Raw genomic sequence first — 22734 nt, forward strand, 5'->3', positions numbered from 1 at the left:
ACTATATCATGTTGTTGTTAAATGTCAATGCAATAATTGAAATCAGTAATTTTGTGAAAAAAGTCTTTTTTCATACAGGGAGTGGAAATCTTGAGTTTTATGCACTTTATTATTTTATTACCTTTTATCGCAGCATTATTCGTGCCTTTTATATATAAAAAGTGGAATACATCCCTTCATACTGGGTGGTTCGTTATCATTGTTCCCCTCTTTATTTTTATCAATCTATTATTACAAATACCAGCCATCTCAAATGGAGAAACTATTTCTATTTCCTTAGAGTGGATTCCGTCTTTAGGAATTAATTTTGACATTTATCTAGATGGTTTAGCATTGATGTTCGCGTTAATTATTAGTGGAATTGGTGCATTAGTAGTGCTCTATTCCATCTTTTATATGGCAAAAGAACGTGAGGCACTTCATAACTTTTACATTTATCTTCTCATGTTTATGGGTGCTATGCTGGGTCTCGTAAGCTCAGATAATGTATTAGTTCTTTACACACTCTGGGAGCTAACTAGCGTATCCTCCTTCTTATTAATTGCTTATTGGTATGAACGAAAAAGGTCTCGCTCTGGTGCTCTGAAAGCAATGATAATTACTGTATTCGGTGGCCTTGCTATGCTTGCAGGATTGATTATGTTAGCCATGATTACCGATACGTATAGCATACGAGAAATGGTCGCAAATGTTGACCTTATCATTGAAAGTTCCCTCTTCCTACCAGCTATGCTACTAATTCTACTTGGAGCGTTTACCAAGTCAGCACAATTTCCATTCAGTATCTGGCTTCCGGATGCAATGGAAGCTCCTACGCCGGTAAGTGCATATTTACACTCGGCAACGATGGTGAAAGCCGGAATCTATTTAATTGCCCGGATGACACCCATTTTTGGTGGGAATGAAAGTTGGTTTTGGCTGGTTGGAGGAATTGGAGTCATCACATTAATTTATGGTTCCGTTAGAGCAGTAAGGCAAACCGACTTAAAAGCATTGCTGGCATATTCAACCATTAGCCAGCTGGGTCTCATCATGAGTTTGCTTGGAGTAGGTTCTGCAGCACTATATTTTAATATTGGAAATGCACAGGAGATTTATGCTTTCGCAGTTTTCGCAGCTCTTTTTCATCTTTTTAATCATTCCACCTTTAAAGGTGCATTGTTTATGGTTGTGGGAATCATTGACCATGAAACAGGAACTCGTGATATTAGGAGGCTTGGTGGATTAATGTCCATCATGCCTGTGACATTTACAATCGCATTAATCGGGAGTCTTTCCATGGCCGGTCTACCTCCTTTTAACGGTTTTTTAAGTAAGGAAATGTTCTTTACGGGGATGCTTAGAGCTTCGGAAGTAACTGTATTTGGATTAGATGGGTTTACCATTCTCTTCCCTATTATCGCCTGGGTCGCAAGCGTCTTTACCTTTATTTATTGCATGATATTGTTGGTGAAGCCATTCTTAGGAAAACTTCATCGTGAAAAGCTTCCTAAAGACAATGTGCATGAAGCACCATTCGGAATGCTTGTTCCACCTGCCATTCTAGGTTCATTAGTGATATTAATTTTCTTTTTCCCAAACGTATTGGCGAACTATATTTTAAAACCGGCTTTAGTATCTGTTGTTCCGAACGTTTCTATGGATAGTAAACTATTTGAAATAAAAGCTTGGCATGGACTAGGTACAGAACTTTGGATGACGATTGGTGTCATCATCATCGGGTTGCTCTTATTTGTATCGATTAAAAAATGGAATATTGTTCTCCGAGTCTACCCAGAAAAACTAAGTTTAAATCAATTATACAACACAGGTATAGAGAGTATGGAAAAACGATCCGAATCGTTCACGAACCGTTATATGACCGGGAACATCCGTCACTACTTACTTTATATATTTGTGTTTATCACGGTTATCATGATTGGATCCTTGATTGGTTTAGAGGCGCTGTCCTTTAACCTTTCAAGCCAAGAGGAAATTTCTGTTTACGATATTGGTATTTTAGTTGCGATGGTTGCTGCAGCAATGACAACCCTATTAACGAAGAATAGGATAACTGCTATTGTTTCCCTTGGTGCCGTTGGATATTTAATGGTAATGTTATTTGTTATTTTCCGGGCACCCGACCTAGCATTAACTCAGATGGTTGTGGAGACCGTAACAACAGTGTTATTCCTACTATGTTTTTATCATCTTCCTAAACTAGGAAAAAGATTAGAAAAAATGAAATTTAAAGTAACTAATTTAATTATGTCAATCGGTGTAGGCTTAACTGTTACTCTGATGACATTAATTGCAACTGGCCATAAAATCAGTGTTCCTATTACGGATTTCTTTGAAAATGCTTATGAACTTGCCGGGGCAAAAAATATCGTTAATGCGATATTAGTTGATTTCAGAGGCTTCGATACAATGTTAGAAATAGCGGTATTATTGATTGCTGGTTTAGGAGTCTATACCTTAATTAAGCTCAGACCAAAAGGAAGTGAAAATGATGAAGCCTAAACCTAATGATGTCATCTTGCATACCGTTACAAAACTCGCTGCTGTCATCATCTTCACATTTTCGATCGACCTATTTTGGGCAGGACACCATTTTCCTGGTGGAGGGTTTATCGGTGGATTAACGACAGCTGCAGGAATCGTCTTACTCTATTTATCCTTTGATATTGAACGAATACAGACTAATTTGCCGATTGATTATAAAAAGATGGCAGCCCTCGGTGTGTTAATCTCTGTTGCTACAGGGATGGGGGGCATGATATATGGGGATAATTTCTTGGAGCAAGCATTTGGTTATTTTGACTTACCAGTATTTGGTGAAACAGAGCTTGCAACAGCAGTACTATTTGATATTGGCGTAGCATTCGCGGTTATCGGAACAGCTATTACCATCATAACAAGCATAAGTGAGGATGAACTGTAATGGAAACACTAATAGCTATTGTAATTGGAATACTGTTTTCCATTGGCACTTATTTAATCTTATCCAATCAGATGCTACGGATTATCCTTGGTCTTTCATTAATTAGTCACGGAATTAATCTGATGATTATGGTGATGGGGGGACTCAAAACTGGCGGTCCCCCATTACTATCAGAAACTTTCCAAAGCTTTACTGATGCTATTCCACAGGCTCTGATTCTAACAGCAATCGTGATTAACTTTGCGGTAACTGCATTTTTACTTGTGTTAAGCTACCGCACATATAAAAAGCATGGCACAGATGATATGAACCAACTAAGGGGACATGAACATGAATAACCTATTAATCTGGCCAGTTATATTACCCTTAATAGCTGGACTTCTATTTATCCTATTACGTAATCATATTCGCTTGCAACGGGTTATTAGTGTCGTTGTACTCGCTATGGTTGCGGGGATTACCATAGCGATTATGAATCAAATTTCAGTAAGTGGCATTCAAACCTTGCAGCTTGGTGGCTGGCAAGCACCATTTGGGATTGGCTTAGTAGCAGATATGTTCTCCATGCTCCTTGTCTTAACCACTAGTATTGTTGCATTTTGTTGTGTTATCTTCTCATTTCGAACCATCGGTAAAGATCGAGAAAGGCATTATTTTTATTCCTTATTCTTATTTCTCATAACAGGTGTAAATGGTTCATTTATGACAGGGGACTTATTTAATTTATATGTTTTCTTTGAAGTACTTCTACTTGCTTCGTATGTATTAGTTTCATTAGGCGGGACGAAGATACAGTTAAGAGAGACCATGAAATATGTCATTATTAATGTTCTATCTTCTGCATTTTTCTTAGTAGGAATCGCTTATATCTATTCAATTACAGGAACATTAAACCTGGCACATATCTCCGTTCGGATCGCAGAAGCTGGACAAGACGGATTTATCACAACCGTTGCCATATTATTTTTACTTGTATTTGGAATTAAGGCAGGACTCTTTCTATTCTACTGGCTACCAGGCTCTTACAGTGCACCTCCAACAGCAGTCTCTGCCCTATTTGCTGCCCTTTTAACAAAGGTGGGTATATATGCGATTATTCGTATGTATACCCTGGTATTCTATCATGAACCACAAGTAACCCATTTGCTTCTTGGTATTTTAGCCGCATTCACTATGGTTCTCGGTGGGATTGGGGCAGTTGCCTATTCAGACATCAACAAAATCCTAACGTATAACGTTATAATAGGAGCGGGCTTTATATTGGCCGGAATTGCTGCCTTTACAGAAAATGGTGCACTTGGTTCCATCTATTATTTAATTCACGACATGATTGTGAAGGCACTTATTTTTCTAATCGGTGGTGTTATTGTTTATTTAACAGGCACAACCAATTTAAAAGAGATGAGTGGATTAATCAGAAACCATCCATATCTAGGATGGATGTTCTTTATTGGATCGTTATCCTTAATCGGAATTCCACCATTAAGCGGCTTTATTGGCAAGGTCTTTATAACTAGAAGTACGTTTGAAGCTAGTTATTACTGGTTAGGGTTTATTGGTTTGATTGCGAGTCTGATGATTCTCTACTCCGTCATGAAGATCTTCATGAATGCGTTCTGGGGTGAGACTGTATTAAGTGAGGCAGAAGAAAAAGGAACCACAAAAGGGGTTATGCTACCGGTTGTTTTATTAACGGCTTTAACGTTTGCTTTAGGTATTGGACCTGAGTTTATTAATTCTTATGTGGAGACTGCTGTGGAGGGTCTGATGAATCCACAGATTTATATTGATGCTGTGTTTGGTGGGAATGAGATTCCTTAGAAATAAATAAGTCACTTTCTAGCCTATCCCGTGGCGCGAATACACTCGGGAGTGTTTTATATAGATACCAAACCGATATAAAGTATTTAGTCAATTTACTGTAGAAAGGAAGAGCAGTTATGCCTTTTCAAATATTAGTTAATATATTTATTGCTTTTCTTTGGATGTTTTTTCAGGATGAGTGGAATTTTCTGTCCTTCTTAAGTGGGTATATTGTCGGTCTGATTATTCTATTCTTTATCCGTAGATTCTTTCAAAAGCCCTTTTATCTGTTCTTTGTCTGGGCTGCTTTAAAACTATTATTCGTTTTTGCGAGGGAGTTAGTGAGTTCGGCAATTGTAGTGATTGGACAAATACTCCGTCCCAAGATCAATATAACTCCTGGAATTTTTAGGATTGAGACAGACTTAGAAGGTGATGTGGAGATTACCTTGCTTTCCCTTCTTATCTGTTTAACTCCTGGATCGGTTGTGATGGAGGTTACCCCAGATGGAAAAAGCTTGTACGTTCATGCGATGGATATTCCCGATTCAAAAGAGTCTGTACTTAAGTCCCAAATTATATTTGAACGCGCTATAAAGGATGTGACAAGAAAGTATGTTTGAGATTTTAATGATTTTATCATTAGTTATTTTAACGATAACCATTCTGTTTAATTTTTACCGAGTAGTAAAAGGACCATCGAGTGTGGACAGAGTTCAGGCTTTAGATGCAATTGGAATAAACTTAATTGCGGGTACTGCTATTTTCTCCGTATATCTTGATACACACGCATTCTTTGAATTAATCTTATTAATCGGCATCCTATCCTTTATTGGAACAATTGCATTTGCAAGGTTTATTGAAAGAGGTGTCGTCATTGAAAGAAAGCGCTGAGGTCATTGCTGGGGTCTTCATCCTGTTAGGAACCATCATTAGTTTAATTAGTGCAATTGGGTTGGTTCGCCTACCAGATGTCTACACTCGTTCACATGCTGCATCAAAGAGTTCCACAGTTGGTGTATTATTTATCCTGATAGGTACATTGCTTTATTTCTTAATTTCAGAGGGTTATTTTAGCATTCGACTAATACTAGGAATTATCTTCGTATTTTTAACAGCACCTGTTGGAGCTCATGTCATAAGTCGTGCTGCATACCGTGCTAATGTTCCGTTAACAAAGTCTAGTGTTGAAGATGAATTGAAAGATTATTTTCAAGAACATGAAAAAGAAAGAGGATAGTGCTTAAGGGGACAGCCCCTCACCGATTTAGCACTGTAAAGCGGTGAGGGACTGTCCCCCTATCTAGTTTGCACTATCTCTTTCTCTTCCTTCTGTTCCTTCGCCTTCTACCATGCTTCTCATGTCATTTCCTGATGGACTCTGGAATATCCTCAATTCAAATTCCGAAGCAACGGCAAATAGATGATCAAAGATATCTGCCTGAATCGATTCATAAACATCCCATCTAATGTCACTTGTAAAAGCATAAATTTCTAAAGGTAGTCCGAGTTCTGTTGGTGCAAGTTGTCTTACCATTAAGGTCATATTTTTATTTATACCAGGATGGCGTTGAATGTAATTACTTATATACGACCTGAATACTCCAATATTTGTCATTGCTCTTCCGTTAACAGGATTATTTCGATTAACATGATTCTTCGCATTATACTCCACTATCTCATGTTCCCGTTTACTAATATACTCCGTTAGAATCTGAATCTGTTTAAACTTCTCAACCATTTCTTCCGTACAGAAAGCAATACTAGTCGTGTCAATAAAGATAGATCGTTTAATTCTTCTCCCACCAGCGGTTTGCATCCCTCTCCAGTTTTTAAAAGAGTCCGATATAAGTGCATAGGCAGGTATCATGGTAATCGTTTTATCCCAGTTCTGCACTTTAACGGTATTTAACGAGATATCAATGATATCCCCATCTGCATCATACTTTGGCATTTCAATCCAGTCACCCACTCGAACCATATCATTCGCTGTCAACTGGACCCCTGCAACAAGCCCTAGAATTGAATCTTTAAATACTAACATAAATATAGCCGAAAGCGCACCAATACCACTCAAGAATACAAGTGGACTTTCCCCTATTAAGCTTGCAATCACTAAAATAACACCAATAATGATCACTACAATTTTAACGACCTGAATATATCCCTTAATCGGTCTAATCTTAGATATTTCATATGTTTGGTAAATATCATTGATTGCATTTAAAAAGCTATTGATAATCGTAATCCCAACAATAATTAAATAAGCAATGGCAAACTGTTTAATTAAATCCTCATAATTCGGAAATGTCTCTGCGTCAGCAAAGGAGAATATTATAATTGCTGGAACAATATGTGATAACTTCCGGAAGACCTTTCTTTCTAAAAGAATATCATCCCATTGAAATTTGTTCCTTTTGACAACATGTGTGATAATCCTAATTACAATATGCTTTGCAATAAAGTTGGCAATAATACAGAGAATCGCTATAAACAAAATCATTATCGTTACAGAAAGTGCTTTAACTGCTTTGGGATTCTCAATTCCAAAATTGTTAAGCTGTTCCACTATAAAATCCATTTTTCTCCTCCATTATGTGTAAGCCCTTTGAAAAGAGATTTACGATGTAATAAATATTTCTTTCTATTATAACAGAAAATGCTTACCTTCTATGAGCAAGAAGGTCATTTTGAGTCGTGAGTCATGCTATTTGATAATCAACTAATTAATATTTCCATTGTCCTATAAATTTCATGGAACTTATTGCCCAGGCGCTCATATAATAGGTTATGTTGTTTGAATTCTTTTCAAAAAAATCATGAGATTAGGAGGATGACGTTGTTGTTTTGTCACCATTGTGGAGAAAAATTATTAGAGGGTTCGAGCTTTTGTAATACTTGTGGCTCAAAAGTTAAGCCAGTTCAAGAAGCTGCTAACCACCCCAAAGAAGCACCTGAAGAACCTGTTCCCGAGCAACCTGCTGAAACTAAAGAAGTACAGACACAACCTACTAATATCCAGCCATCACCACCAATTAGCCAACATACTTATCAACCCGAACAATCCCCGAAAAAAGAGTCAACCTTTAAATCTATTCTACCCTTTCTTGTCCCATTACTAAGTTTCATTATCGTTACAGTAGTACTAGTAATCTCTTTTACAACCGAACAAAAGAATAACAATACGGTTCTAGATCTGCAAAAAAGCGGTGAAAGTGAAGCTCTAGCCGGAAATTATGATGCTGCAATAAAGGCGTTCGATGAGGCTATTGAATTAAGACCCGATTACGAAATACTGCAGTTAAATTTAGAGGAAACCAACAAAGCAAAAGAATTCTCTGCCCAACTAGATTCAGTTAGTAAATCCATTTCCTCACAGGACTTTGCAGGAGCAGAACAATTGCTAGCAACTCTAAAAGAACAGGTTAATACCAACAATGGCCCACTCTTTACCAATTTTCAAGCTAGCATTACTAAAGAAGAAGAACGGATATCCATTGGTAAATTAATGCAAGAAGTTGCCAGTATAAATACTATCGATGAATTGGCTAGTAAATTAAGTGAGCTTGAAAGCCTGTCATCACCAGAGGCAGAAAGTGTTCGCTCGGAAATTTTGGATAAGATTGTTCAAATAACGAGCACGGAAGCTACAGATTTTCTAGCAAATGGACAATTTGCTGAGGCTTTAAATGTTGTGAATAAGGGACTAAGCTATAAGACAGATGATGAAGATCTACTCCAGCTGAAAGAAAAAATAGAACAAGAAAAAGTCGCTATGGAAGAACAAGCAGCTGAAGAAGATTTGCATAATCGTACTGCTGCAGTGGAACTACTTACGTTTACAGCAAATCTGGAAGATAACGGTGATATTTCGATCGAAGGTACTATTAAAAGTAATGCAACCATCCCAATTTACACCATTGTTCTTTATTATGCGGTATACGACACAAATGGCGAGTTTTTACTAGAGGGAAGCGTGAACGTAGAACCAAACCAATTAGAGCCAGGCGATGAAGGGTCTTTCTCTGCCATAATATCCGGTGTGGATCAAGAAGCAACAGTAGAAATGTACCATGCCACTTGGTATTTCGATGAATAAGGAAAGGATGGTAAACCGTAATGAATAAACGCTGGCTAATCAGTTTGTTGATTACCCTTGTACTGGTGTGTGTTGGCATATTTGGGGCATTTTTCATTAAAGGACATATGTCCAATAAATTAGATGAACCTTCCACTATCTTAGCGGAAGGTTCTGTTGTCCCGGAAAAGAATGAAACAGCCGTTGAGGTCGATACAAAAGAAGTCAAAGATATCATTCAAGATGCACAAAAGAAAGTGGTAAAGATTGAACTCGAGAATGGTTCTATCGGTTCTGGTTTTTTATATAACGACATGGGCGACATCATTACAAATGCCCATGTCGTTAGTGGCGTTAAAGAGGTTACCATCATTACTTCAGATGAACAGCGGTTCACTGGGACAGTTATAGGTATTAGCACTGATATTGATATTGCAGTTGTAAGAGTGGATGGCTTACGTGGAATGGAGCCATTGAAAATACGGATGGAAAAGGCTGAAATTGGTGAAGAAATACTCGCATTAGGTAGTCCCCTTGGTCTAGACAATACGGTTACAACAGGAATTATTAGTGGAGTAAACCGCGATTTAGAAATTGAACCATACTCTTACAAAGACCTCTATCAAATCTCCGCACCCATTGCCCCAGGAAATAGTGGTGGCCCACTCCTCCATGGTAAAACAGGCGAGGTGATTGGGATAAATTCGGCAGCATCCGATGTTGGGACTATCGGATTTAGTATTCCAATTATGAATGTGTTGTCGATGATTAAAGGGTGGTCTGATACCCCGATGGTAGATTTGCCAGGGGTGGATTAGGGTTGGGTTGGGATTTGGTTGATGGTTGATTGAATTAGGCTCATGGTCGCTGAGCTTGGGACTATCGTTGCTGAATTCGGGCTCATGGTCGCTGGGCTTGGGACGATCGTTGCTGAATTCGGGATCATGGTCGCTGGGCTTGGGACTATCGTTGCTTGAATTGGGCTCATGGTCACCGGGCTTGGGACGATCGTTGATTGACTCGGGCTCATGGATGCCGGGCTTGGGACGATACTTGCTGGACTTGGGCTCATAGTCACTCGGCTTGGGTCGATACTTGCTGGACTCGGGATCATGGTCACTCTGCTTGGGACGATACTTGCTGGACTCGGGCTCAGGGTCGCTGGGCTTGGGACGATACTTACTGGAATCGGGCTCATGGTCACTCGGCTAGGGTCGATACTTGCTGGACTTGGGCTCATGGTCACTCGGCTTGGGACGACACTTGCTGGACTTGGGCTCATGCTTCTGACCATTGGGAGCATGTTAGTTTGTTTTGGGTGCATCCTCCCTACACTAGGGGCGATGCTTATTTGGTTCGGGCTCTTCCTCCTCACTCTCAGTACGATGCTCTCATAAAAAGGGCACATGCTTTCAATTACCGGGGGCAAGACCTTTCCTTCTCCACCTCAAGAACGAGAACAAATCATCTCAGAGCGGTATTGTGAATAAACAATCCATACATTACAATTAATTTAGAAAAGTTAAACAAGGGGGAACACCATGTATATTGATATATTTCGTGAAATTGTGGACATCTTGCATCATGACTATGCTGGTTACATAGACAAAAGAGGTTGGGATAATCCTGAAGAATTTGAGAAAAAGATAGTAGATTTAGAGAATGAAGGAAAGTTAACTGCCAATCGTTTTGCTGAAATTGTACAAGATTACATACTAGATTTTAAGGATCCTCACATATTGTTCAACCTTATTAAATCAGAAACACAACAGGAATTTGATAATGGCTTTCGTGTAAGGCGCTATGAGGACAAGCTATACGTTACAAAGTTTTCGACGGAAACCCGTGTTCAAATTGGTGAAGCAATCATTTCATTAGATCATATTCCTATCCCTCAGTTAGTTAGAAAACATCAACGAGAATTAATGGAAACAAAAGCAGAACGAGAAGATTGGAGAAGTATTATTTCAAAATATAGTATGGCAGAGGTAATAGATTCGAGTGGTAACAGTCGTCTTCTTGAATTAAAGAAATACGAGAAATCACCATATAAGCCTGTCCATACTATCGAAAGAATAAATCCAGATACGTTATGTATGACACTTTCTGATTTTTTTGAACCTGCACCCATAGATACCCTAATAAATAAGCACAAAGAAGACCTAGAAAACATAAAAAATCTAATCATAGACGTACGAACAAATAATGGTGGCGGAGATTTATTGTATATGAATTTATCAAAGTACATTTTCCCTGCTGGCACAAATAGGATTGATAGTAGTTTCTACAACATGAAATTTAACTGCACGGAAAGAAATGCAGATTTAACTATTAAGTCCATAAATAAAGAATTAGAGAGGGTTGATAATGAACAATATCGAGAAGGACTACAACAATGGAAAGAACCTTGGGTGAAGAATCGTGGTAAAGGATTTATTAGTTTCAGAGATGAATCAAGTGATCATGATTTCGAAATCGATGGCCATGAATACCCGAAGAATATTATCATCATAACCGATAATTACTGTGGTAGCGCGGGTGATACTTTTGTTTACTTATGCAAACAATCACCAAAAGTCACCGTGGTTGGTCGTCCTACTATGGGAATCAATGATTATGCGAACTTAAATGCAATTACGTTGAACAATCAGTTTAATTTTCTATACCCAACATCTAGATTGGATCAACTAGATAATCGTGATCCAAATCATGAACAAGGAATAAAACCACATATCTACATACCGTGGACACCAGAGCACTTAGAAAAGGACATCGACATGGAAAAAGCCCTAAATCTTCTTCATAAAAGTAGTAAATTAACTCTCGGATAGAGCCATTTATCCTTATGAACTTTTCGTGACATTAGGTTATAAAAGCGCTTATTATGGTAAAATACTAGGTATTAAACTTAGTATTGGAGCGACTTTAAATGAAAATACTACGATTATCCTTTCTAGCAGTACTACTTCTTTCTATTATGGCTGCTTGTAATAATGAGACTTCAGAGAACAATCAAGAGAAAGACATCAAAGAAATGGTTCATGAGTACAGTGTTGGTGATTTTGAAGACATCACAGCCTCCATTACATCACATGAACTAATTGTAACTGATCAAAATAATAAGGAAACAACCTATGATCTACCGGAGGATGAATTTTTTGTCTCCATAGCACCTTTTGAAACCACAACCCATGAATGTGCCATCCATAGCTTGACTGGTTGCCAAGGGGAATTAGTGGAAAAGGATTTCCAAGTCCATATTGAAGATGAAGATGGGAATGTTGTGGTGGATAAAACAATGACTACATTCGAGAATGGCTTCATTGATTTATGGTTACCTCGTGATAAGAAATTTAATGTAACCATTGAACATAATGGTAAAGTTGCTGAGTCTGTAATCTCAACTTTTGAAGGAGATAAAACTTGTATTACGACCATGCAGCTAGTATAAAAAAACACGGTAAAAGCACCTTAAATGTCTAGGAAATAGCATTTAAGGTGCTTTTGAATTTCACAAACGTAGCTATTAATCTATTCTAATGAACTAGTTTCCAATCCCATTCTGTATAAAAGGAATGGCTGCCCTAATAAATTCTTCCGGTGAAACAGAATCACTACTTCTTCTCCACTCCATCGAAGCCCCGTAAAGCCCCCAACTTAACATGGTTGCGGAAAGCTTTAGTCCTTCCTCTACTTCTTCTGGATGCTGACGTTCAAGCATTCTGAAGAATATTACTTCTAGCTGGTCTCGAATAATACGTGCAATGGTATCTTCATAACCTCGATGACAGCGAGTCGATAAGGAAGTTTGAAAATCGGTAATCGCAGTGAATAAACTTACAAGAGTCTTTTCATTGAGCTCACTATTTTCATATTCTTTCCCATTCAAATTGACTAGTAATACTTCCGTTAATGCCTTATCAAGAAGATCATAGATATCCATAAAATGATAATAAAACGTTGCCCGATTAATCATCGCCTCTGTGGTAATATCTTTTATCGTAATATCCTTGAATTCCTTTTTACTGGAAAGGTCGATAAAAGAATCCATTATTAATTTACGAGTCCGAAGAATCCGGGGATCAGTTTTTGCCTCAGTCAACTCGAAAACCCTCCTATTTTTCCAACAGTTTTTCCGATGTGTTGGATATCCAACATTTCAGCCGAACTATTGGTGTTCTTAGTTTTTATTATCTTATAAACTAACCTTAGGAAGCAAACAGCAGGCTTAATATTTCGAAAATAAAGCGTTCTAAGTAGTACTTATATAAAAATATTAGGAGGAAGTTAAGGTATGAGCAACAAAAATATGATTTGTGATTTAGAAACCGGAATTTGTGGCGAAGCTGGTGACGAAGAAATGGAAATCATTGATTTTAACCAGCCAACCAAAAAAGTAGATTTATACTATGTAACTGACCCGATTTGTTCCCATTGTTGGGCAATTGAACCTACACTTCGCCGCTTTAAAGAACAATATGGTCACTATTTCAACTTTCACACTGTAATGGGTGGACTACTGGAAAAATGGCATGATGGGCCAATTGACCCTGCAAATGGTATCTATAAACCAGCAGATGTTGCCGGTCACTGGCGAGAAGTTGGAGATCACACACGTATGCCAATTGATGGATCACTGATGATTGACAACCCTGTACAATCATCTTTCCCTCCATCTCGTGTATTTAAGATTATCCAAAAACAGCATGGTGATGAAAAAGCATTTGAATACTTACGTCGTGCAAGAGAAGCACTATTTGCTTTTAATGAGAACATTGGTGAGAATGCGGTCATGATTGCAATTATTAATAAGATGGACCTAGATGGAGAGGCAATTGTTAAAGAAGCGCACGAGAAATCCGGACATAATTTACTTATGGAAGACTTCGCTCTTTCCAGAAAACTTGGCGCTAGAGGTTTTCCAACGATCATCATGGTTGACGAAGATAATAAAGGTGTAAAAATTGTTGGTGGCCGTCCATTTGAATATTATGTATCAGGTTTAGCTCAAGCCTTAGATGATACTCCAGAGCCTAAAAAACAACCATCTCTTTCTGAATTGTTAAAAGAAGAAAAACTATTATTTGCTAAAGAAATTGAAGTCATGTATGATGTTGAACCACCGAAGCTTTCAAATTATGTGGAAGAACATCTAACCAATGGTACGTATGAGGAAAAGGAACTTCTTGGTGAAAAATATTTTGTGAATCTAAGCTAACTAGAAGAATCCGTAAATCCACGAGGCTTTACGGATTCTTTCATTCCTTACAGTATTGATTTGTATATCTCCCCAATTAACCCTTCCATCTGATGCACACCTAATTCTGCGTTTGTCATAATTACGGCGCCTTTACCTAGAAAAGGCTTGGCTACCATCATACATTGGAACCCTACTCCCCAACCTAGAGATGACACTTCTAATTTTTCATCTGAACGGTCTAGAAAAATTCCTAGTCCAGCCCAATCTTTTCCTCCCTGTGGGGTAATCATTTCCTTAGCTATGGTTGTTGACAAGCCTAACTTGCTTTTTCCATTGACCGCATGTAATAATTCAAGAACTAATTTGGCTAGATCGGAGGAATTTGTCCATAGACCTGAAGCTGCTGGAAAGGGGTAGATTGGATATTTTCCATTTACGATTTCACCATTCTTGTTATGACCACATGAAAAATTACTATTTCCGATTTCTAATATATTCATTATGTATGTACTATTTTCCATTTCTAGTGGTTGAAAAATCTGTTCCCTCATTACCTTTTCAAAGGATGTTCCGGTTACGTTTTCTATTAGCTGTTGAATAATACAGAATCCGGCATCTGAATAATGAAATTCACTTCCTGGTTCATGTGTTACCTTTATAGGAGAAACGCAATAAGGGGTTTTCCCTTCTAGAATCTCTACCATTGGAGGAGTATTTACACCAGAAGCAAATTCTCCAAAACTACCGTCCGGATCCATTATTCCTGATTGATGACTGAGTAATTGTCGTAAAGTTACTGGACTACTAAATTGATGTTCCGGAACCTTCCAACCATGCAACGTCTTGTTCACGTCCTCATCTAAAGCGAGAACCCCGGTTTCCGTTAGCTTCATCACAAGCATTCCCGTTACGAATTTACTAATAGAACACGCACTAAATACCGACCCAATATCCACTTTTCTATTAGTCCCTACTTCAAGTACTCCGTAGTTTTCTATCGTATCAATTTGACCATTCTCCATTAATGTGATTGTTAATCCTGGTACCTTATAATACTCCATCCGCTCTTCTAAGTTTATTTTCCCATTATTCATTCTTCATCCCCGCCTTTAGTGAGATTATATCACGAATGTATGTTCCTATAAAAAATATTTTAAAAATTTAATTTAGCATGGTAATATTATGATGTGAAACAGCTATAAATCCCTATTAAGTTAACAAAATCATAGTCTACTAGATAACAATAAAAAAACGCTTGGGGGCACTTCCTTTTAGTTAGAAGCCCCAAGCGTTTTAATTCTACTTAGTAAGTATTAAACCCAAACAAACATATGTGCAATCGTCACAAAAATCGCACCCATTACGTAATGGATTAATATCAATGGCCAAATCCACTTAAACCACTTTCCATACGAAATTCCAGCCATTGCAATTCCCGCTAACAATAAACCACTTGTTGGTGCAAAGATATTAGAAATTCCATCTCCCATTTGGAAAGCAAGAACTGCTGTCTGACGATTTACATCCAGTAAATCTGCAAGTGGTGTCATGATTGGCATGGTTAATGCAGCTTGACCACTTCCTGAAGTTACAATAAAGTTCATTAACCCTTGCATCACATACATTCCTAGGGCTGCTAGTTCACTAGGCATTCCTGAAATTGCATTTGTAATACCATACAGTATTGTATCGATTGTGTTAGAATCCTGTAATAATACTAGAACACCATACGCAAAGCCAACAACGAGTGCCCCGACAACTAGCTCCTTACATCCTCTCACAAAGTTCTCTGCTATCTCATTAATTTTCATTCGATTAATAAGACCTACTACTATACCAAAAATCAAAAATAATGCGGCAATCTCAATAATATACCAGCCATATTCTAGTACACCATAAGCAAGAACGACTAACGTCAGTAATAATACACCTAATATGACAGCCTGCGTTTTTGTTAACTTCTCCTGCTTTTCAACTTCAGTTTCAGTAGACGTAACTTTTCCTTCCTTGTACATAATACTTTTCGTCGGATCTTTCTTCACTTTATGTGCATACCTCATGACAAACGCAATACTTACCGCCATAAATAGTAACCAGTAAATTATTCGTAAGGTCATCCCTGAGAAGATTGGTAACTCTGCTATCCCTTGGGCAACCCCAATCGTAAATGGATTGGAGAAAGCAGCAGTAAATCCTGCCGAAACACCAACTAATACCATGGCCGCACCTACGATAGAATCAAACCCCAATTTAATTGCAATTGGAACCAACACTAATATGAAAGGAAAAGCCTCTTCAAACATCCCAAAAGATGCACCAGCTAATCCAAAAAACAACATCACGACAGGAATAATATATATTTCTTTGCCACTTACCTTCGACGAAATACTTCCGAGTGCCCCTTCAATTGCATTTGTTGCTCGGAAAATATTAAACGCACCACCCACAATAAATATAAAGAAGATAATCGATGCACCTTCTACCATTCCTTTAGGAACGGCTTGAAAAATTTCTAATAATCCCGTTGGGTTGGATTCTACTGTTTGGTAGGTATCCTCTACTACTATGGTTTGTCCAACTTCATTCGTCGTTCTTTCAAACTGTCCTGCCGGAATAAAATACGTGCTTATCGCGGTTAGTACGATAACAGAAAAAAGAATAATAAATGGATGTGGTGAGGAAAACCGCTTCTTTTTCTTATTCTGTCCTTCTAATTCTTTTTTTGCTGCTATAGCCATGTCAACTTCCCCTTCTCATTCCCGAATTAGTTTATCTATTAATCTAATTTTTTCTATTAATTGGCGGAACTACATCACTAGGAATAGGAGAAACATACCTTTTCCCACCTAATTTAGCTTGTAAATCTTTTTTTGCTTGTTGAATCAAGTCTTCATTTTGCATCATTTCTACTGCTGTTGCTGCAATTACTTTACCTGCATGTAACATTCCTTTATGTCCAATCGATGTCCCGACTTGTGACACTACCTGCCATGTATGAAGCGAAGTACCATTTGCAATACAGGTTGTATGTACTTGTGCGGTTGGCGTAACCCAGCTCACGTCTGCTACATCGGTTGATCCAAATGCTTTTTCTTCACCTTGTAGCGGTAAGATAACATCTGTTAATGCTTTCCCACGTAGACTATCGTCCCATAGATCTGCTAGTTCCTCTTCTGTCAAGGTTGCTTGAATCTTTTCAGCAAAGTTTATTTCACCCTCGGTGAATTCAGGTACTCCTAGCTTTTGGAAGTTTTCCAACATTACCTTATCTAACGTCGTGTTTCTAATGAGATCCGAGGTGCCGCTATCAAATTCTATTTCTAGTTCTGTCTCTGTCATTAACGCTGCGCCCTGCGCAATTTTGTGAACTCGCTGATAAATGTTCTCTACTTCTCCAACCTTTGGCGCACGGATTAAATATAGTACTTCGGCTTCCGCCTGTACCACATTCGGGGAAAATCCACCTGTATTTGTAATGGCATAATGAATTCTTGCATCATCAATAATATGCTCGCGTAAATAATTCACACCCACATTCATCAGTTCTACTGCATCTAGCGCACTTCTACCAAGGTGAGGCGACGTAGCCGCATGGGAAGCACGACCTTTGAAACGAAAATATACCTGATAGGTTGCTAGAGCATTCATATAGCTTACCGCATTAACTGACATCGGATGCCAGGTCAGAGCAAAGTCAACATCATCAAACAAGCCTTCACGTACCATATAGGTTTTACCGTCACCACTTTCTTCTGCTGGACACCCATAGTACCGAACTGTACCGGAAAGACCATTCTCCTGCATATATTCTTTTACCGCAACAGCAGCTGCAAAGGCTCCTGTCCCAAGCAAATTATGACCACATCCATGCCCACTACCATTTTTAGATAGAGGCCTATACTCCGCTACCCCTTTTTCCTGACTCAAACCCGCTAATGCGTCAAATTCTCCTAGAATAGCAACTACAGGACCACCACTTCCATAACTCCCGATAAAAGCTGTATCTATCCCAGCTACCCCTCTTTCCACTTCAAATCCTTGTTCTTCCAAGCTTTTACAAAGTAATTCAGCTGATTCTTTTTCCTCGTAGCTCATTTCAGCAAAGTTCCATATTTTTTCGCTTATATTAATATATAAATCTCGTTTTCTCTCAATTATTTCGTCTATTTCTATAGTGTGATGCACAGTAGACACTCCCATTTATGTAATAATTAGTTGGCACATAATAATTCATTATAATGAATAATTATAGAAACTTTATTAGGAAGTGTCAATTTAAATTTTGTCATTACTCAAAACAAATAAAAAAGTGCTAATCACTTCGATTAGCACTCGATAACTACTTACTTTAAAATACCAGTTCCCTATTTTAACTTCATTACTTCTTTTATTATTCTTGGAAGGTCTGTATTATCATGGAAGCCGACAAACTTTTGGGATTGTGGGCCATACACATAAAGTGGAATATCAGCACCAGTGTGGTTCGTGCTTGTCCAGCCAATACGTGCATGTTCACTTACTACAGTATTGATTTCCATAGATGCATTTTGAGCTTTCTGGATACGTTGAACTTCCTCTTCTGATAACTCTAATCCGGTATGAGCTTCAACAACTTCCTTCACATTAGAACGATTACTATTTAATTGCGTAGCCATATAATCACCAGTTGCAGTTACATTTCTTAATACATTGGCATTCAATTCCATTGAACCATATGCACCAGTAGTCATACCACCTGTATCATGGTCACCAGCAACAACTACTATTGTTTTACCATCTTTTTTAGCAAATTCCATCGCCTTTTCTACTGCTCCTTCAAAAGCAGCAACATCAGACATTGCCCAAGCTGAATCATTATCATGTCCAGCCCAATCAATTTGGCTACCTTCTACTACTAAGAAGAATCCATCTTTATCCTCTTCTAGCACATTAATAGCTGTCTCAGTCATTTCCGCTAGACTTGGCTCTTCTGTTTCAGCGCGATGTAATTCAGGTGCAAGCGCATCACCCGCGAATAAACCTAGTAACTTATCTCCCTTTTCTACATCTAAGTCCTCAATATTCTTTAATTGATCACGAGTTTCTATAAAATTAAAACCTTTCTCTTCTGCTTGTTCTACTAGATTAAGTTCTGCTTGCTTTCCACCTAGTGATATTGGAAGAAAGTTATTTTTTCCTCCACCAAGTATAACATCTACATCACTAGCAACTAGTTGTTTAGCAATTTCTGTTTCATTATTTCGATTATCAACATGTGCCGCAAATGAGGCAGGAGTAGCATGGGTAATCGTTGAAGTAGCCACAAGTCCTGAAGATTTACCAGCTTTTTCAGCCGCTTCTAGGATTGTTTCTAATTCATTACCTTCTGGATCGAGTCCGATAACACCATTGTTTGTTTTTACACCGGTAGCCATTGCTGTGCCAGCAGCTGCAGAATCTGTAATGGCAGAGTTAGCAGAATTAGTTGTATACATACCTTTTAAATACTCATCCCAAACTGCGTCTTCGCCCTTATACACTCGATAGTTGGTTGCATAGTCAGCACTAAATCCATCAGGAATCATGTAAATAACATTCTCTACCTTACCATTATTCCCTTTTCCTTTACCAGCATGGTCCGGCTTCGCAGCATCTACCGAACTTAAACTTAATCCTGAAAATACTAAGGCTCCACTTAAAGCAACTACTCCTAGCTTTTTAAACATATAATCTCTCCTCTCAATTTTTACTACACTAATAGAATAATTGATAGATATTGAAGTAAGATTAAGCGATAGTAAATATTCAATAAAGAAATTTCAGACAATATACCTATTACTTTTTCACTGTAACTAGTACAATCTCTTATGTAATCAAGTTCAACTGTGGTTTGGAGATAATTTAATAAATATAAAGGAGTATAGAATTATAATGGAGAATATAGTAACTATCTTATATAAGGGGTGTCGTTGATGAGTAAGTTTAGTATATTTGGTAAGTTTATTGTACGAGAAGGCCAACAAGATAAGCTGGTAGAGATTTTATTAGAGGCTGCAGAATCATTGAATAACCTTGAAGAGTGTGAGATTTACCTCGTAAGTACATCTGATAACGAACCAAATTGTGTTTACGTTTATGAGGTATGGAGTAATGAAAATGCACATCAAGCTTCACTATCACTTGAATCTACTCAAGCATTAATAAGCCGTGCAAAGCCGATTATTACTGGGATGGAAAGAATCAGTACACTAGAAACAAAAGGTGGAAAAGGTATTCTATCTTAAGCTAAAATTAGCTAAACCAAGGCGGTCACCACTATGATCGCTTTTTTAGTTCTAGAACTTACCATTTCGAATAGTATCAAAACGAAATATAACAAATTTCAACTATTATGTTCTATAATCTTTATTAATAATTAAAAATTGCAACTCAGGACTATTCTTAATTAGTTAGGAAGAGATCAGAAGAGCGAGGGAACAGGAGAAGTATAATGAAACAATACGTCGGAGACGGGATGCTCCTTATCACAGCTATTGTTTGGGGTAGTGGATTTGTCGTAACTGCTATAGCCCTTGAATATTTAACTGCTTATCAAGTAATGGCCGGAAGATTTATATTAGCCACGATAATACTCGCCCTTATATTTGGAAAGAAGTTTAAAACATTCACAAAGTCTATCGTATGGAAGGGTGCTATTTTAGGAACTATTCTATATATTGGATTTGCCTTACAAACGGTTGGTTTAGAATACACAACACCATCTAAAAATGCCTTTTTAACAGCAGTTAATGTCGTAATTGTACCAATCATTGCCTACCTTATTTATAAACGGAAAATTGATCGATATGAAATTTTGGGATCCGTCATAGCCATTGTCGGTATTGGCTTTTTATCCTTACAAGGCTCTATAACAATCAATATCGGTGATGCACTATCTTTAGCCTGTGCCGTGGCCTTTGCATTTGATATCTTTTACACCAATCTTTTTGTTAAAAAAGAAGATGCTATTTCGCTAACAATCATGCAATTTATCACTGCTTCAGTCATTGGTGTTGTTGCAGTGCTCATACAAGGTGATATACCAACAACACTTGAAAAAGAAGCTGTTTATTCGATTGTCTATTTAGCCTTATTTTCAACAACGATTGCATATGTTTGCCAGAACGTTGCTTTCCGGTATACAACAGCCACTAAAGGAGCCATCATCCTTTCCATGGAATCATTTTTTGGAATGGTCTTATCCGTCATATTCCTACATGAGGTCTTGACTGGACGGATGATCACAGGGGCTGTATTAATTCTGATGGCAATTCTTATTGCGGAATTAAAGCCGAGTTTTCATAGGAAAAGGACGTTAAGAAATACATAACTATTTAGCGGTAGTCTAGCAAGTTTTGAGCTAAACTATCGCTTTTTTTATACTTCATTTATTTACATCTAGAGTTGTTGTGTTCCTTTTCATTTATAGGAATAAATAATATAACCGATTTTGAGCGATAATAATTGATGGGTTAGAAGAAATTAGCACATAAGAAAGGAGGAATCACATGTCTGTGAAAAATCGGTTACCAGGACTAGTTATTTTGCTTGTGATGATTGTGGCTATTATAGCAACAGGTCCACAAGGTGTACTTGCACAATCCGAGGACTTAATACAGCATATGAACAATGAAAATAAGATAATTGTTGAGTTAAACGATGATTACTTTAATCCTGAAGAGATCACTATTCCTTCTGGAAAATCAACAAAATTACAATTAAAGAATATAGGACAGAAAGAGCATACCTTCACCGTAAAAAAACTAGGAATTGATGTTGAACTTCAGCCTGGTGAAGAGAAAACCATTACTCTGAAACCGGAAAATCCAGGTACATATGAACTGATATGTCGGTACCATGTCAAAGAAGGAATGGTTGGAAAAGTAGTAGTAAATAACTGAGCAGGCTTAACTAATAGGCTAAAAGTGTAAGCTAGGCGATCTCAAGAGGGATCGTCTTTTCTTATAAAAAAATCTAATAGCACATCTGTAATATTATGTTAGTATTATATTTACTATCTAAATAGATTAAGAGATTGGGTGAGGATATGGAGATTCGGTTAGAAAAAGCAACAGATAATGATGCACTAGCTATTTTTGAAATTCAAGTAAAGGCGTTTAAGCCACTATTGGATAAGTATAAGGATTATGATTCCAACCCAGCAAAAGAAACTATTGACAGAGTATTAACGAGAATAAATAATCCCAATGGTAGTTTTTATAAGATTTTAGCCGATCACAACCTAGTTGGAGCTATCTGTGTTTTTTGGAGAGAAGACGTACAGTTTTGGATAAGCCCTATGTTTATTCTACCCTCCCATCAAGGAAAAGGAATAGCCCAGAAGGTAATAACCTTAATGGAAGAAGTGTTCCCTCAGGCAAATACATGGGAATTGGCCACCTTACAGGAGGAAGAACGAAATTGTTATTTATATGAAAAGATGGGCTATCACAAAACAGGGGTTAGTAAAAAATTAAACGATAACGCAACCCTAGTTTTTTATAAGAAGGTTCTTAAAGAAGGAGCTTAAAAAAAAGAGTAATGGGTGCCCTTACCATTCTTAATGACGATTTATAATCTGGGATGTATAGTAAAATATTCGATTAAATACAGTATAAATGGCTAGGTTCATTGAATGGACTAGCTATTTTTTATTTAGTTTTAGCTATACCTCGGGGTAATGTTTTCATTTATTAGATAGATAAACTATTA

22 protein-coding genes are annotated in these 22734 nt (G+C 37.6%); 16 read left to right on the top strand and 6 right to left on the bottom strand.

Going from position 1 to position 22734, the window contains the following annotated elements:
* Window positions 1-90 precede the first annotated feature (90 nt).
* From TY11_RS18730 to TY11_RS18760, 7 genes are all read left to right on the top strand, one after another.
* Window positions 91-2502 (top strand): Na+/H+ antiporter subunit A, encoded by a 2412-nt coding sequence (locus tag TY11_RS18730; RefSeq protein WP_042149861.1) that lies wholly within the window; start codon window positions 91-93, stop codon window positions 2500-2502.
* Entirely contained in the window at window positions 2492-2923 is a 432-nt protein-coding gene (locus TY11_RS18735) for a Na(+)/H(+) antiporter subunit B (RefSeq protein WP_042149863.1), read from the top strand. The genes TY11_RS18730 and TY11_RS18735 overlap by 11 nt, the downstream gene beginning before the upstream one ends.
* A complete protein-coding gene (locus TY11_RS18740; protein WP_042149866.1) occupies window positions 2923-3261 on the top strand; it encodes a Na(+)/H(+) antiporter subunit C in 339 nt (112 codons plus the stop codon). Before TY11_RS18735 ends, TY11_RS18740 begins: the two co-directional genes overlap by 1 nt.
* Window positions 3254-4744, top strand: coding sequence for a Na+/H+ antiporter subunit D (locus TY11_RS18745; RefSeq protein ID WP_042149868.1), 1491 nt, complete (start codon window positions 3254-3256; stop codon window positions 4742-4744). Before TY11_RS18740 ends, TY11_RS18745 begins: the two co-directional genes overlap by 8 nt.
* Window positions 4745-4863: 119 nt before the next feature.
* On the top strand, window positions 4864-5349 hold the full coding sequence (locus tag TY11_RS18750) for a Na+/H+ antiporter subunit E (protein WP_042149870.1): 486 nt from the start codon (window positions 4864-4866) through the stop codon (window positions 5347-5349).
* The gene (locus tag TY11_RS18755; protein WP_042149871.1) at window positions 5342-5620 is read left to right on the top strand and encodes a Na(+)/H(+) antiporter subunit F1; all 279 of its coding nucleotides are present in this window, start codon (window positions 5342-5344) and stop codon (window positions 5618-5620) included. Before TY11_RS18750 ends, TY11_RS18755 begins: the two co-directional genes overlap by 8 nt.
* Window positions 5604-5966, top strand: coding sequence for a Na+/H+ antiporter subunit G (locus TY11_RS18760; RefSeq protein WP_042149874.1), 363 nt, complete (start codon window positions 5604-5606; stop codon window positions 5964-5966). The genes TY11_RS18755 and TY11_RS18760 overlap by 17 nt, the downstream gene beginning before the upstream one ends.
* Before the next feature lie 63 nt (window positions 5967-6029).
* Here the strand turns inward: TY11_RS18760 and TY11_RS18765 are convergent, their stop codons facing one another.
* Window positions 6030-7307, bottom strand: coding sequence for a mechanosensitive ion channel family protein (locus TY11_RS18765; RefSeq protein ID WP_042149886.1), 1278 nt, complete (start codon window positions 7305-7307; stop codon window positions 6030-6032).
* A 258-nt stretch (window positions 7308-7565) separates the two neighbouring features.
* Here TY11_RS18765 and TY11_RS18770 point away from each other — a divergent pair, with 258 nt between their 5' ends.
* The 4 genes from TY11_RS18770 (at window position 7566) to TY11_RS18790 (ending at window position 12255) form a co-directional block, all read left to right on the top strand.
* The gene (locus tag TY11_RS18770; protein WP_155982741.1) at window positions 7566-8825 is read left to right on the top strand and encodes an FxLYD domain-containing protein; all 1260 of its coding nucleotides are present in this window, start codon (window positions 7566-7568) and stop codon (window positions 8823-8825) included.
* A gap of 20 nt (window positions 8826-8845) precedes the next feature.
* Window positions 8846-9622, top strand: a complete 777-nt coding sequence (locus tag TY11_RS18775; protein ID WP_052345903.1) for a S1C family serine protease — start codon at window positions 8846-8848, stop codon at window positions 9620-9622.
* 723 nt (window positions 9623-10345) lie between these two features.
* Window positions 10346-11635: a S41 family peptidase gene (locus TY11_RS18785; protein WP_042149889.1), complete on the top strand. Its 1290-nt coding sequence runs from the start codon at window positions 10346-10348 to the stop codon at window positions 11633-11635.
* 98 nt (window positions 11636-11733) lie between these two features.
* Window positions 11734-12255 carry a CueP family metal-binding protein gene (locus TY11_RS18790; protein WP_042149891.1) on the top strand — a complete coding sequence of 174 codons (522 nt, stop codon included), beginning with the start codon at window positions 11734-11736 and terminating at the stop codon, window positions 12253-12255.
* Between the two features lie 93 nt (window positions 12256-12348).
* Here TY11_RS18790 and TY11_RS18795 read toward each other — a convergent pair whose 3' ends face one another.
* Window positions 12349-12906, bottom strand: a complete 558-nt coding sequence (locus tag TY11_RS18795) for a TetR/AcrR family transcriptional regulator (protein ID WP_042149894.1) — start codon at window positions 12904-12906, stop codon at window positions 12349-12351.
* A gap of 192 nt (window positions 12907-13098) precedes the next feature.
* On the opposite strand from TY11_RS18795, the gene TY11_RS18800 reads away from it, so the two are divergent.
* Window positions 13099-14022, top strand: coding sequence for a DsbA family protein (locus TY11_RS18800; protein WP_042149897.1), 924 nt, complete (start codon window positions 13099-13101; stop codon window positions 14020-14022).
* Between the two features lie 47 nt (window positions 14023-14069).
* Here the strand turns inward: TY11_RS18800 and TY11_RS18805 are convergent, their stop codons facing one another.
* The 4 genes from TY11_RS18805 to TY11_RS18820 all read right to left on the bottom strand — a co-directional run bounded on the left by TY11_RS18805 (window position 14070) and on the right by TY11_RS18820 (window position 19709).
* Window positions 14070-15098, bottom strand: a complete 1029-nt coding sequence (locus TY11_RS18805; protein ID WP_042149900.1) for a serine hydrolase domain-containing protein — start codon at window positions 15096-15098, stop codon at window positions 14070-14072.
* 219 nt (window positions 15099-15317) lie between these two features.
* The gene (locus TY11_RS18810) at window positions 15318-16742 is read right to left on the bottom strand and encodes a YfcC family protein (RefSeq protein WP_042149905.1); all 1425 of its coding nucleotides are present in this window, start codon (window positions 16740-16742) and stop codon (window positions 15318-15320) included.
* Window positions 16743-16785: 43 nt separating this feature from the next.
* On the bottom strand, window positions 16786-18204 hold the full coding sequence (locus TY11_RS18815; protein WP_042149908.1) for a M20 family metallopeptidase: 1419 nt from the start codon (window positions 18202-18204) through the stop codon (window positions 16786-16788).
* 164 nt (window positions 18205-18368) lie between these two features.
* Window positions 18369-19709 carry an alkaline phosphatase gene (locus tag TY11_RS18820; RefSeq protein ID WP_042149911.1) on the bottom strand — a complete coding sequence of 447 codons (1341 nt, stop codon included), beginning with the start codon at window positions 19707-19709 and terminating at the stop codon, window positions 18369-18371.
* A 246-nt stretch (window positions 19710-19955) separates the two neighbouring features.
* Between TY11_RS18820 and TY11_RS18825 the strand changes: the two genes are divergently transcribed.
* The 4 genes from TY11_RS18825 (at window position 19956) to TY11_RS18840 (ending at window position 22552) form a co-directional block, all read left to right on the top strand.
* Complete coding sequence (locus TY11_RS18825) at window positions 19956-20267, top strand: putative quinol monooxygenase (RefSeq protein ID WP_042149914.1); 312 nt, start codon at window positions 19956-19958, stop codon at window positions 20265-20267.
* 206 nt (window positions 20268-20473) lie between these two features.
* A complete protein-coding gene (locus TY11_RS18830; RefSeq protein ID WP_042149917.1) occupies window positions 20474-21352 on the top strand; it encodes a DMT family transporter in 879 nt (292 codons plus the stop codon).
* 178 nt (window positions 21353-21530) lie between these two features.
* Window positions 21531-21923 (top strand): cupredoxin domain-containing protein, encoded by a 393-nt coding sequence (locus tag TY11_RS18835; RefSeq protein WP_042149919.1) that lies wholly within the window; start codon window positions 21531-21533, stop codon window positions 21921-21923.
* A 146-nt stretch (window positions 21924-22069) separates the two neighbouring features.
* Complete coding sequence (locus TY11_RS18840; protein ID WP_042149922.1) at window positions 22070-22552, top strand: GNAT family N-acetyltransferase; 483 nt, start codon at window positions 22070-22072, stop codon at window positions 22550-22552.
* The last annotated feature ends 182 nt before the right edge of the window (window positions 22553-22734 follow it).

Source organism: Paucisalibacillus algeriensis, from assembly GCF_000577245.1.
Lineage (GTDB): Bacteria > Bacillota > Bacilli > Bacillales > Amphibacillaceae > Ornithinibacillus.

What these genes read in the sequence shown, in the direction of transcription:
- TY11_RS18735 (WP_042149863.1), top strand. Translation starts at nt 2,492, where the DNA reads ATGAAGCCTAAACCTAATGATGTCATCTTGCATACCGTTACAAAACTC.
- TY11_RS18740 (WP_042149866.1), top strand. Translation starts at nt 2,923, where the DNA reads ATGGAAACACTAATAGCTATTGTAATTGGAATACTGTTTTCCATTGGC.
- TY11_RS18745 (WP_042149868.1), top strand. Translation starts at nt 3,254, where the DNA reads ATGAATAACCTATTAATCTGGCCAGTTATATTACCCTTAATAGCTGGA.
- TY11_RS18750 (WP_042149870.1), top strand. Translation starts at nt 4,864, where the DNA reads ATGCCTTTTCAAATATTAGTTAATATATTTATTGCTTTTCTTTGGATG.
- TY11_RS18755 (WP_042149871.1), top strand. Translation starts at nt 5,342, where the DNA reads ATGTTTGAGATTTTAATGATTTTATCATTAGTTATTTTAACGATAACC.
- TY11_RS18765 (WP_042149886.1), bottom strand. Translation starts at nt 7,307, where the DNA reads ATGGATTTTATAGTGGAACAGCTTAACAATTTTGGAATTGAGAATCCC.
- TY11_RS18775 (WP_052345903.1), top strand. Translation starts at nt 8,846, where the DNA reads ATGAATAAACGCTGGCTAATCAGTTTGTTGATTACCCTTGTACTGGTG.
- TY11_RS18785 (WP_042149889.1), top strand. Translation starts at nt 10,346, where the DNA reads ATGTATATTGATATATTTCGTGAAATTGTGGACATCTTGCATCATGAC.
- TY11_RS18790 (WP_042149891.1), top strand. Translation starts at nt 11,734, where the DNA reads ATGAAAATACTACGATTATCCTTTCTAGCAGTACTACTTCTTTCTATT.
- TY11_RS18800 (WP_042149897.1), top strand. Translation starts at nt 13,099, where the DNA reads ATGAGCAACAAAAATATGATTTGTGATTTAGAAACCGGAATTTGTGGC.
- TY11_RS18805 (WP_042149900.1), bottom strand. Translation starts at nt 15,098, where the DNA reads ATGAATAATGGGAAAATAAACTTAGAAGAGCGGATGGAGTATTATAAG.
- TY11_RS18810 (WP_042149905.1), bottom strand. Translation starts at nt 16,742, where the DNA reads ATGGCTATAGCAGCAAAAAAAGAATTAGAAGGACAGAATAAGAAAAAG.
- TY11_RS18815 (WP_042149908.1), bottom strand. Translation starts at nt 18,204, where the DNA reads ATGGGAGTGTCTACTGTGCATCACACTATAGAAATAGACGAAATAATT.
- TY11_RS18820 (WP_042149911.1), bottom strand. Translation starts at nt 19,709, where the DNA reads ATGTTTAAAAAGCTAGGAGTAGTTGCTTTAAGTGGAGCCTTAGTATTT.
- TY11_RS18825 (WP_042149914.1), top strand. Translation starts at nt 19,956, where the DNA reads ATGAGTAAGTTTAGTATATTTGGTAAGTTTATTGTACGAGAAGGCCAA.
- TY11_RS18830 (WP_042149917.1), top strand. Translation starts at nt 20,474, where the DNA reads ATGAAACAATACGTCGGAGACGGGATGCTCCTTATCACAGCTATTGTT.
- TY11_RS18835 (WP_042149919.1), top strand. Translation starts at nt 21,531, where the DNA reads ATGTCTGTGAAAAATCGGTTACCAGGACTAGTTATTTTGCTTGTGATG.
- TY11_RS18840 (WP_042149922.1), top strand. Translation starts at nt 22,070, where the DNA reads ATGGAGATTCGGTTAGAAAAAGCAACAGATAATGATGCACTAGCTATT.